The organism is Bradyrhizobium macuxiense, from assembly GCF_007993935.1.
In the GTDB taxonomy this organism is placed as follows: domain Bacteria; phylum Pseudomonadota; class Alphaproteobacteria; order Rhizobiales; family Xanthobacteraceae; genus Bradyrhizobium; species Bradyrhizobium macuxiense_A.
In genome coordinates, this window is the sequence record NZ_VITY01000033.1 from 1 (window position 1) to 11194 (window position 11194).

Below are 11194 nucleotides of genomic sequence, written 5' to 3' on the forward strand. Positions count from 1 at the left end.
GACTTGTAATGGAGAGCTCGAGAGCGGCAATACACAGGAAAATACGGTGATCGCGATTGGCAGCTCCCCATTACCGGCTTTGCCCATAAGGCAGGAGTTGTAGGCGATGCGTGTGGCGCCGCAGTCATCGCACTGCTCGACGTGGCCGCCGAGCACAGCCGTCCGGCATGCCGTGATCGCGCCCATGACGCGCCGCTCGACGCGGCCCAGATGCTCGGCACGGGCTTGCCGAAACGCTTCGCCGTGGCGGCGGAAGATATCCGCCACTTCCAGAACCGGAGCCATCAGGTCCGCTCAGCCGGGCGGCACGACCTCCAGGCGGAGCCGGTCAAGCGGACTTGGCGTGTTGCTGATGGTCTTGGTGGCGACCTGGGTATAGCGCGCCGTGCTGGCCAGACTGGCATGGCCGAGCAGCACCTGGATGATGCGCACGTCGGCCCCGTTCTCCAGCAGATGGGTCGCGAAGCTGTGCCGCAACGTGTGCACTGTCACCGATTTGCTCAAGCCGGCTGCCGCACAGGCTGAACGGCAGGCGGCGTGCAGCACGTTCGGGACGAGCGGACGTTCGTCGTCGCGGCCGGGAAACAACCATCGCTTTGGCCGAGTGAGCCGCCAATACGTCCGCAGAATCCTCAAAAGCTGCGGCGAGAGCATAACGTAACGGTCCTTGCCGCCCTTGCCGTGCTCGACCCGGATCAACATCCGTTGGCTGTCGATGTCGACAACCTTCAAGAGGACCACTTCCGATACGCGCAGTCCGGCGGCATAGACCGTGGTCAGCGCGGTACGGCTCTTCAGGCTCGGGATCGCCTCCAGAAAGCTCACCACCTCGTCGCCGCTCAGCACGACCGGCAACTTGCGCGGTTGGCGCGCATAGGCGATGCGTTCCGGAACGGTGTCGTGACCAAGCGTCACACCGTAGAAGAACCGCAGTGCGCAGACGATTTGGTTCAGCGCCGGCCAGGACATCCCCGTCGCCACCAGATGAACCTGGAAGGCACGGATATCCTCCAGGTCAAGGCGGTCGGGAGAGCGACCGAAATACCGGCTCAACTTCGCTACGGCGTTGAGGTAGGATTGCTGCGTCGCCGGTGACAGATTGCGGACCGTCATGTCCTCGATCATGCGGCGGCGAAGTGGGCTGATCTCAGCCATCGGAAAACCTCCTGTCTGAAGGGTTGGGCTTCGAAAACCCGCAATCCTCTCCGACAGGAGGCAATCCTTGCTATGCCTCCCTACATGCCGCGACAGCGGCTTCGTTCAATCCTGAATGTGGATTAGTCCTAGCACATCCCTGCAATCGGTGTCTGAATGGTCTCGCACAAGATCAAATCCAATAATGCACGGCAGCATGCTGTCGACGGCCGCACTATCGCCGCTCCCATCAATCAATCGGAAGACTGGCTTGCAAAGATCCATCGTGCTTTCGATCAGGTAGGCCAGCCGGCGGCGTTAGCCGGAGCCACCTTTTTGAGCAGGATATCGCGCTGGCGCTCGGCCATTCGGTTCTCGCTGCTAGCGTCAGCGAAGCGGAAGGGTAGACTGCTGCAATGCGTGACAAAGCGGCGTCGTGCACGTCACAAGACCATCGCCTTGCACCACAGCTCGCGATAGAAGAACCGCTTCCAGCGCATACTCCACGTGGCCAATAGCGCAAAATCACGGCGAACGAGATTATCGAACGACATCGCGTCAAAGACCGAAACGGCGAACAGACCGAGTGGATCACGGTCGCCCCAGTCTTACGCACGATCGAGATCGTCAAACGCGTCACAATGCACGGCGCGCGGCACTGATACCAGGCAAACGCTCGCGATAGTGAGTACGGAGCTCGCAGAACTGCGCGGCAACGTGACCCGCCTTCAACAATCTACGCGAGGATCTCGGTAGCTTCTCGCTCGATGGACCGGCAATTCCCCATGTCGAGGGGTCGACCGTGATGGCTCATGCCGCGGCAGTTTCGCCGGACACTCGCTTGGTACATTGCGAACCGCCCGTTCAGCATCGTTGCAGGCGAGATTCAGTGCAAACACGCTTCGATTGCCAAGTTCGAGGGCCATGCCGAGTCGATCTCCTCTGGCTTCCGCCGAGAGGTTGAGCAGGAACGAGCGCTCGGTCAGCTCGATGATGTCGTTGAGCATTGCGATGACGAGATCCGGCGCAGCCTCCCGCCAGCCGACCCTGCAGCGGCAGTCTGCGCAGCGAGTTCGCGCGCATCCGCGACGAGCTCGGCGATTTTTTCCCGGCCATCTGGTCGATGCCCAGCGCCTGCCCGCAATGCTTGCCCATCTGGGTCGCACGCTGGATGTCGGCCTCCTCGCGGACTGTTTCTGCGATCCCGACACGGCGTCCCCGATCGTGAGGGCGTGACCACCGAAGCGCACTCACACTTTCCATTGCCGGGCTGATCGCTTTCCCAATGCCTGTATAACCCGACGTTATCTGTCACTATGGGTAGATGTCGATCGCTGGCCGTAAGGAGATGCTCCGCGCGAAGCGTCTTTCATTCGCTCCAACGCCAAATCATCGCGGGCGATAACGAACGCAAGCGACAACTCATCGGTAAGACTTTATGTCCGCCTCTGCCGGTGAGGTGGCTCGTCCTACAATGCGCGTCCGAGGGTTGCTCGGGCGGTCCGGGTCGATCCTCATTACAGGGAGGACGAGTCGTGGCGGATTATAGGGAAGCGCTTATCGATGTCGCCAAGCTGAGAAATGCCGTCGCGATTGCGGAGGCAGGCCGGGAGGGAGAGGTTCGCTTCTTCGGTGAAGTCGATGCTTCGGCCGTCAACATGCGCCGCGTTATAGTGCGGATCGCCAGCCGCTTTGACCGCGTCCACTTCTGTTACGAGGCCGGCCCGACGGCTATGGCCTTTCTCGTCTGATCCGGTCGCTCGGCCACGAATGCAGGGTGGTGGCGCCATCGTTGATCCCAAGGAAGCCCGGCGATGGGGTGAAGACGAACTGCCGGGATGCCGTCTCTCTCGCCCGGCTGCTACGCGCCGGCGAATTGACGGCGGTATGGGTTCCCGATGAGGGTCACGAGGCGATGCAAGATCTCGTTCGCGCCCGAGCGGCAGCGGTTGAGACGCTGCGGGTCCACCGGCAGCAGGTGAGCGCCTTCATGCTCAAACACGGTCGCACCTAATCCTCGCAAGAAAGGTTGGACGATGCGCTATCTGCGCTGGCTTCAGGAACAGCAGTTCGATCACCGCGCACATCAGATCGCCCTGCAGGAGATGCTCGAAGCAGATCGCGTCGCCAGGGAGCGGGTCGAACGTCTGTAGCGCACGATCGAAGAGTTCGTCTCGGCATGGTCTCTGGAGCCGCTCTCGCGGGCGCTTCAGACATTGCGGGGCATCGATCTGATCGTCGCGGTGACATTCGCCACTGAAGTCGGTGACGTGAGCCGGTTTGAGAGCCCACGTCAACTCATGCTCGGCCTGGTGCCGGGCGAGCGATCGACGGGGGGAGTCCGTCAGGCGGGGCGGCATCACCAAGGTCGGCAACGGCCGTGTTCGCCACATGCTGGTCGAGAGCGCCTGGACATATCGACACCCGCCGAAGATCGGCAAGACGAAGCCATATCGGCTCGAGCCGGCATCGCCAGGCGTGCGAGAGATTGCGTGGAAAGCACAGACCCGCTTGACGGCCCGTTACAGGAAGCTGGCTGCGTGCGGCAAACGAACGACGGTGGTCTGCACTGCTATCGCTCGTGAACTGGTCGGCTTCATGTGGGCGGTCGCTAGGCAAGTGCAGTCGGCCTGATCGGGCGCCCTTTCTCATCATCGTGCATGGGCGGAGGCGGGACCTCGGCAGAGGGAATGCCCGTCGGACGCTTTGTGACCGGCAAGAGCGCCGACGCCAGCAGGCAGTAAGATAGGAGCAGACCTCGGACGCGCAATCGGGAATGCGGTAGCCAACCCGCACATCAGAGCTTGATTACCGACGTCCCTTCGGTTCCGCCTCCACCTATGCACGATCACTTGTATGAGCAGCCGATCGGCGATCGGGCGAGGCTCTGCGTTCTATTCCTTGACAGCGGACATCAGAGCGTCGTTTTCAGGCCACGGCTTTGAGGGATTGAGTGCGGTAGGTCCAGGGCAGTAGCTGGTCGATGTCGCGATCTGGATGTCCGTTGACGATTCTCGTCAGGGCGTGGGCGAGATAGGCAAGCGGGTCGACGCGGAGCTTGCAGGTTTATGCTGACTGCAGAACTATGCCGAATAGGCTTATTTTCCTGGAGATTCGCCGTGAGCGGTGCTCCGCTTTCAACAGCGGAGGCTAGGATATGATCGCACAAGAGTATTTGCGACCTGGTTCAGCTGGCGGCCAGGATCGACTGGGACTGGATCGATCGGGAGGTCGCACCGCTTTAGCGGCATCGGTCGTCTTGCGATCGCAAGCCGCTTCCTGATCGGACTGTTGTTGTTCAAGCACATTTTACGGCTTGTCCGACGAGGGCGTCTGCGAGCGCTGGGTCTGCGACATACCTCCAGCACTTCACCGGCTTTGTGTTTTTTCAGCATGAGTTTCCGCCCGAGCGCTCTGACCTCAGTCATGGGCGCAAGCGGCACGGCGACAAGCTGGAGCTTTTGGTGGCTGAGAGCCTGCGGATCGCGCACGGGGCTGGCGCACTGCACGCGCGATCTCAAGCGGGTGACGGTGGACACCACCGTTCAACCCAAGGGTCAGCACCTTCCCGACCGACGCCAAGCTCATCCACGCGGCCATCAGGGGCCTCAATCGGCTGGCGCGCGAGCATGGCTGCGGCAGTCGTATCAACGCATCGCCAAGCGGGCAGCGATGATGGCAGGACACAATGCCTACGCAAAATAGTTCAAGGGCAATCGTCGGCAATTGCGCAGCTTGCGGATGTGGCTCGGCCGCGTCATCCGTGACATCCGCCGCAAGATCGGCGGCCAGGGCGAGCTTGAGGCTATCTTCGCGCAGCCGCTTTGGCGCGCAGCCCAGATCCGGTCCCAAGAGGAGCGCCAGCGCGGATGGAAGCTCTATTCCTTCCACGCGCCCGAGGTCGAGTGCATCGGCAAGGGCAAGGCCAGCGCGCCTTACGAATTCGGGGTGAAAGCCTCGATCGTCACGACCAACACCGCGCTCCGGGCGGCCAACTCGTTGTGCACGCCACGGCGTTGCCGGGCAACCCCTATGAGGGGCACACGCTCGGCGACGTCATCAACAGTACCGAGACACTCACACTCATGGGCTGCGCCATCGAGGGCGCCTACGTTAACAAGGGCTGTCGTGGCCACACAACGGAAAACCCGCGCAGCGTCTTCATCTCCGGTCAAAAGCGCGGCGTCTCCCTATCTCTCTTTCTTTCTCTGGAGCGGCTCCCGTTTGTTCAGCGGCCAACAAATCGCCTCAAGAACAACTCCGGATCAGACGCTCCACTTTTGGAATAAGGAGCCCGTTGATCGCACACGTATTTGACCGATAGCGATCAACGTGCGAGGTGAATTATCCAGCGGCCGGCCAATGGATGAGCCAGCCACTCGGGGTCTAATTATAGATTTCGATGACAGAGCATGGCTCGTCTGCGCACAACGGAGTTGGAAGAGAGTAATAGCGCTCATTCAAAGGCTCGGACACGATTCAGCGACATTGGAGGTAAATCGTCAATGCGGCGCATTTGGCCAACTAAGCGCGGAATTTAGGAATTGTTTGGCCAAAATCAGAGTATGTCGGTTTCGAAGGGAGTGCTATCACTCAATCGCCTCCGATATAGCCCGCTTGGGAAATCTACGAACAGCAGTATGAGAGGCGGAGAAGCAACGCGTGATTGCCGCCGATACCGATGATCCGGGACCCGAGCTCAGGATGCGCTCCGGGAACTTAAACGCGATAGTGCGAAGGATTTGTGTCGAGGCCAGGGACACGATCAGTATCGATCTGCGTCCAGCTGATCAGAATCTCTTCCCGGCCTTCGACGCTGGCGCACACATTGGTTTACATCTGCCAAATGGTATCGTGCGTAACTACTCTCTAGTGAATGCACCGCAAGAGCGTGATCGCTACTTGCTTGGTGTCTTGCGTTCACGTGTAAGCCGTGGAGGCTCTTCATTCATTCATGAGAGTTTGCGTGAGGGAGATCGTTTGATCATCACCTATCCGCGCAACAATTTCCGGCTCGACGAAAGTGGCGAGCGGTATGTGTTGATCGCTGGCGGTATCGGAGTGACGCCCATTTACTGCATGGCTCAACGACTTCTTTCACTCGGGAAGTGCGTTGAGATGCTGTATTGCTGTCGCTCACGTAAGCATGCAGCTTGGCTTCGCTCGATTGAATCGCTAGATATCCCGCTCACGCTGCATTTTGATGCGGAGCAAGGCGGTCCCTTAAATCTCGGCGCGTTCATGGCTGGGCGAGATCATGAGACGCGATACTATTGTTGTGGTCCGACGCAGATGCTGGGTGACTTCGAGCGCACCTCCGCACAGTACGGCTATCCACATGCGCACATAGAGCGGTTCGAGGCAGATCCCGTGCTCTCGCGCAACGACAATCCCGGGTACGATGTGCTTCTCGCGCGCTCCGGAAGGCTCGTGCACGTGGAACCCGGTGCGCGTTTGCTCGACGCGCTCCTACGGGCTGGCGTCGACGTACCATTCAGCTGCGTGCAGGGCTTCTGCGGCAGTTGCGAGGTTGCTGTACTAGATGGCAAAATCCATCATAGAGATAGTGTTCTGAGTGAGGCGGAACGCGTAAGGGGCAGATCGCTGATGACCTGCGTGTCCAGTTGCGACGGAGGCCGTCTGATACTCGATTGCTGACCACTGCTGCTTCAGCTGCGGCGTTTCTTGAAGAAATTTTGCGAGACTCGATCGCTTTTTGCTAATAATAGGCGCGCGCTTTCGCGTACGCTTCGTTCGAAGAGTCGTGCTCGGTGGTGAAGTGTTCTAGTGATTCGAAATCTACATTTGATCGGATGTGATGGATTGGACACGGGGCGCCGGCCGATACAATGACGGCAGTAGCTTGCGAAATTTGCTTTGGTATGCCCGCGCCGGGTGCGGGAATTCTTGGGAAGTTATTCAGATGACACGTCTTAGTCGAGGTAACGAAAATTGCACGGGATTGTTGGCCGTTCGCGAATTCGTTGGCAGTTCGCGAACCGACGCTGCCGACTTCTAGTTTCTCAGCCCTCCATCCAGTTCTGTCTGTATCAGGAGTGGACAAGCTTAGTCTTATGATCAGCGAAATTGCTGTGTCTCGGCGTGACCCTAGATCTCTTAGGAATGCCCTATGAAGACCCGCGCCGCAGTCGCATTCGAAGCAAAGAAGCCGCTTGAGATCATCGAGCTCGACCTGGAGAGCCCCAAGGCCGGCGAGGTTCTCGTCGAGATCAAGGCGACGGGCATCTGCCACGCCGATGCCTACACGCTCGACGGTTTCGACAGCGAGGGCATCTTCCCCTCGGTCCTCGGCCATGAAGGCGCCGGCATCGTTCGCGAGATCGGCGCCGGCGTCACGTCGGTGAAGCCGGGCGATCATGTGATTCCGCTCTACACGCCCGAATGCCGGCAGTGCAAAAGCTGCCTGAGCCAGAAGACCAACCTCTGCACCGCGATCCGCGCGACGCAAGGCAAGGGCGTGATGCCCGACGGCACCTCGCGCTTCAGCTACAAGGGCAAGACGGTCTTCCACTATATGGGCTGCTCGACCTTCTCGAACTTCACCGTGCTGCCCGAGATCGCGGTCGCCAAGATTCGGGAGGACGCGCCGTTCGACAAGAGCTGCTACATCGGTTGCGGCGTCACCACCGGCGTCGGTGCGGTCGTCAACACCGCCAAGGTGACGCCGGGCGCTAACGTGGTCGTGTTCGGCCTCGGCGGCATCGGCCTCAACGTGATCCAGGGCGCCAAGATGGTCGGTGCCGACAAGATCATCGGTGTCGACATCAACGACTCCAAGGATGCCTGGGGCCGCGAGTTCGGCATGACGCATTTCGTCAACCCGACCAAGGTGCAGGGTGACATCGTCCAGCACCTGGTCGGCCTGACCGACGGCGGCGCCGACTACACCTTCGACTGCACCGGCAACACCAAGGTGATGCGCCAGGCGCTGGAAGCCTGCCACCGCGGCTGGGGCGTCTCGGTCGTGATCGGCGTCGCGGAATCCGGCAAGGAGATCACGACCCGGCCGTTCCAGCTCGTCACCGGACGGGTCTGGAAAGGCACCGCGTTCGGCGGCGCGCGCGGCCGCACCGACGTGCCGAAGATCGTCGACTGGTACATGGACGGAAAGATCCAGATCGATCCGATGATCACCCACCTGCTCAAGCTCGACGAGATCAACAAGGGCTTCGACTTGATGCACGAGGGCAAATCGATCCGTTCGGTCGTCGTATTCTGAAATCAAAACACCAAGCACTAGGAGGATAGGTCAATGACTGTTCATATCCACCGGTCGGTCGACAATGGCGTCAAGCAAGGTTCCGGCAGTTTTGCCGGCGGCACGCTCGTCTGCAAATGCGCGGACAAGCAGGTCAAGGTCGGGGTCAAGGGCGATGTCGCCCACAATCACGCCTGCGGCTGCACCAAGTGCTGGAAGCCGTCGGGCGCCATCTTCTCGGTGGTCGCGGTGGTCCCGCGCGAGAACGTCACCGTGCTGGAAAACGGCGACAAGCTGCAGATCGTCGATGCGGCTGCGGTGATCCAGCGTCACGCCTGCAAGGCCTGTGGCACTCACATGTACGGCCGGATCGAGAACAAGGGCCATCCGTTCTATGGCCTCGATTTCATCCATCCCGAGCTGTTCCAGGAGTCCGGCTCGGCAGCGCCCGAATTTGCCGCTTTCGTGTCGTCGGTCATCGAGTCCGGCGTCAAGCCGGCCGATATGGCCGCGATCAGGTCGCGGCTGAAGGAGCTTGGGCTCGAGCCCTATGATTGCCTGTCGCCGCCACTGATGGACGCGATCGCCACCCACTTGGTGAAAGCAGGAGGTAGCCTGAAGCGCAAACTGGCTGCGCCGGAAAGTTCGTTTCCATTTTTGGAGAGCCCCGTGACCATGCCGAAGGCGCGGGCCCCCATGTAGCTGATCAACCGACGTCTAGCGCAGTCGAGTCGATTGACAAAAACACGCTAGCGCCCTACCTCACCACGGCTTGCGCGCACCATTCGCAATGACCGATAACCGAAGGTTACTACTGTGTTGCACTTTACGCCAAACGAATTCGATGGACGCGTAGAGCGGGTCAGGCAAGCGCTCAGGGCATCAAAACTGGACGCGATCCTGCTGTTTGCCCAAGAGTCGCATTACTACCTGACGGGCTATGATAGCGCCGGATACAAGCACTTCCAATCGGCCGTTCTGACGGCCGATGATACGCCGATCACTCTCCTGACGAGGCGGCCGGATCTGCAGCAGGCGCGTCGGACGTCCACGATGACCGATATCCGTATTTGGTACGATACAGTTGATGCTAATCCCGCCGAAGACTTGAAGCGGATTCTTGAGGAAAAGGGATTACGGGGGGCGCGGATCGGTGTCGAGCTTGCCACGTACGGATTGACTGGAGCGAATTGGGAACGCTTGCGCAACGCACTCGACGGGTGGTGCGTGTGGAGTGACGCTTCATCGATTGTACAAGAATTGCGGTCGGTAAAGTCCGACGAGGAACTAGTCTACGTGAGGAAGGCCGCCGCCCTCGCGGACGACGCTGTCATTACTCTCTTCGATACGGGTCGTGCAGGCGTATCCGAGGCCTCAGTTATTGCAGCCATTGACGCGTCGGCATCTTCCGCGGGCGGCGATATTTGTGACAGTCCTCGTATCTTTGGGTCTGGTCCGAAAGCCATCTTATTCCGTCCGACGACCGGCAGCCGTGTCATGAAGGATGGCGAGCAGGTGACGATCGAATGGGCAGGCGTTAGTCGACGCTATCACGCGGCCATTTTCCGGACTGCAGCGATCGGCCGGGCAAACTCGGCTCATCGATCGCTGTTTCCGATCGTGCGTGACGCCCTCGAAGCAATGACAGAAGCGGCGGCACCGGGCCAGCCCGTAGGGAAGATCGATGAGGCATATCGTCGAGTGTTCGACGCAGCCGGTTACGCGGAAAACAGGGTAGCCACATCAGGCTATTCTATGGGAGCAACGTTCCCGCCGAAAGGAATTATGGACTACCCGCCGCTCCTATTTGCAGGCAACTCAGCCATCGCAAAGCCGGGGATGGTGTTCTTCCTTCACGCCGTCTACGCAAACGAGCAGACCGGTGCAGCCATGACTCTAGGACATTCAATACTAATTACGCAGACGGGACGAGAGGTACTTAGCCGCCTACCTCTCGAATACAGAGAGTTACTCTAACTCGACAACGATTGGTGGGCTCCTCAATAATCAGCCTTGCGGGCATTGAGGGGCCGACCCGTTGTGCGGAGGCACTTTGCGAGCAGCCGTTAGCAGTACTGCGCGGTGTGGCAGAAGCGACCGGTTTGCACGCTGAGTGCTAGATAGGTTTGAATTGGCGGTTCAATCTGGTAGACTTCGCTGCCGCTCTACATTGCGCGCTGGCAACCGCCTAAGCTTACGCTGCCTGCGAAATTGCGCTCAGGCATTTTGCATCTGGACCGGGCGAGTGATAGCAAACTGCGGCACCCAAGCCGTAAAAAGGGTGCGTGCCACTACCAATGCTTGCAGCATTCCATCGGCCGGCTCATTTCCCTAGCGATAGATATGACAGTCGGCAGATTTGACAACGTCGTACCTCAAGCATTCAAACCCACTTTTGTGTAAGACTCTTTCCTCAATTGCCGACTAGGGGCATCGGAAAGCGACGCCGCGACCTGGCTCACGAATTTCCTTGTCTGCGTCGCCGCTCACCCAGTTCATTGGCTGGAAGAGCTTCAGTCCTAAATCAGACTCCGGAATCTACGAGCAACATGACCACACATGGCGTCGGAGAAGGCAGTGTCCCAAGCGTTCACCGACTTCGGCATCGAAAACCCGGTCGAGCTCGTCAGGCTCTACACGACGCCCCGAACTTCTCTCGCTAGGAACGGGTATGATCTGACCAGCCTGCGGCCTACAACACCAGGGTCGTGTCCCCGGTGATGGTGTAGCTCGGTAGAGCAAAGCTGTCCGCAGGCGCGCCGTCAAATAGCGCCGTGGCGGGCGGACGGCTTTGCGGTGGTCACCGGCGATTCGCCGGTAGGGTCGGGTTGCTGACACCAA

The 11194-nt window shown here is 59.7% G+C and carries 5 protein-coding genes and 4 pseudogenes; 6 read left to right on the plus strand and 3 right to left on the minus strand.

Annotated features, from left to right (window positions below):
* Together FBZ93_RS40135 and FBZ93_RS40140 are read right to left on the minus strand one after the other, a co-directional pair.
* Positions 1-285: transposase zinc-binding domain-containing protein (locus tag FBZ93_RS40135; protein WP_246667865.1), on the minus strand; the 285-nt coding region annotated here is incomplete at its 3' end.
* A gap of 9 nt (positions 286-294) precedes the next feature.
* On the minus strand, positions 295-1155 hold the full coding sequence (locus FBZ93_RS40140; protein ID WP_146993196.1) for a site-specific integrase: 861 nt from the start codon (positions 1153-1155) through the stop codon (positions 295-297).
* A 1514-nt stretch (positions 1156-2669) separates the two neighbouring features.
* Here FBZ93_RS40140 and FBZ93_RS40145 point away from each other — a divergent pair.
* Positions 2670-3768 (plus strand): annotated as a pseudogene (locus FBZ93_RS40145) (IS110 family transposase).
* 294 nt (positions 3769-4062) lie between these two features.
* On the opposite strand, the pseudogene FBZ93_RS40150 reads toward FBZ93_RS40145, so the two are convergent.
* A pseudogene (locus FBZ93_RS40150) lies at positions 4063-4200 on the minus strand (transposase domain-containing protein); the annotation flags it as partial.
* 113 nt (positions 4201-4313) lie between these two features.
* Here FBZ93_RS40150 and FBZ93_RS40155 point away from each other — a divergent pair.
* From FBZ93_RS40155 to FBZ93_RS40175, 5 genes and pseudogenes are all read left to right on the plus strand, one after another.
* Positions 4314-5325, plus strand: a pseudogene (locus FBZ93_RS40155) (IS5 family transposase); the annotation flags it as partial.
* Between the two features lie 471 nt (positions 5326-5796).
* The gene (locus FBZ93_RS40160; protein WP_208764138.1) at positions 5797-6792 is read left to right on the plus strand and encodes a PDR/VanB family oxidoreductase; all 996 of its coding nucleotides are present in this window, start codon (positions 5797-5799) and stop codon (positions 6790-6792) included.
* A gap of 472 nt (positions 6793-7264) precedes the next feature.
* Positions 7265-8374 (plus strand): S-(hydroxymethyl)glutathione dehydrogenase/class III alcohol dehydrogenase, encoded by a 1110-nt coding sequence (locus FBZ93_RS40165; RefSeq protein ID WP_146993197.1) that lies wholly within the window; start codon positions 7265-7267, stop codon positions 8372-8374.
* A 33-nt stretch (positions 8375-8407) separates the two neighbouring features.
* A pseudogene (gfa, locus tag FBZ93_RS40170) lies at positions 8408-8959 on the plus strand (S-(hydroxymethyl)glutathione synthase); the annotation flags it as partial.
* A 210-nt stretch (positions 8960-9169) separates the two neighbouring features.
* The gene (locus FBZ93_RS40175) at positions 9170-10330 is read left to right on the plus strand and encodes a M24 family metallopeptidase (protein WP_146993198.1); all 1161 of its coding nucleotides are present in this window, start codon (positions 9170-9172) and stop codon (positions 10328-10330) included.
* The last annotated feature ends 864 nt before the right edge of the window (positions 10331-11194 follow it).

Excerpts from the sequence above, each read along its gene's own strand:
- FBZ93_RS40140 (WP_146993196.1), bottom strand. The coding sequence starts at position 1,155 with ATGGCTGAGATCAGCCCACTTCGCCGCCGCATGATCGAGGACATGACG.
- FBZ93_RS40165 (WP_146993197.1), top strand. The coding sequence starts at position 7,265 with ATGAAGACCCGCGCCGCAGTCGCATTCGAAGCAAAGAAGCCGCTTGAG.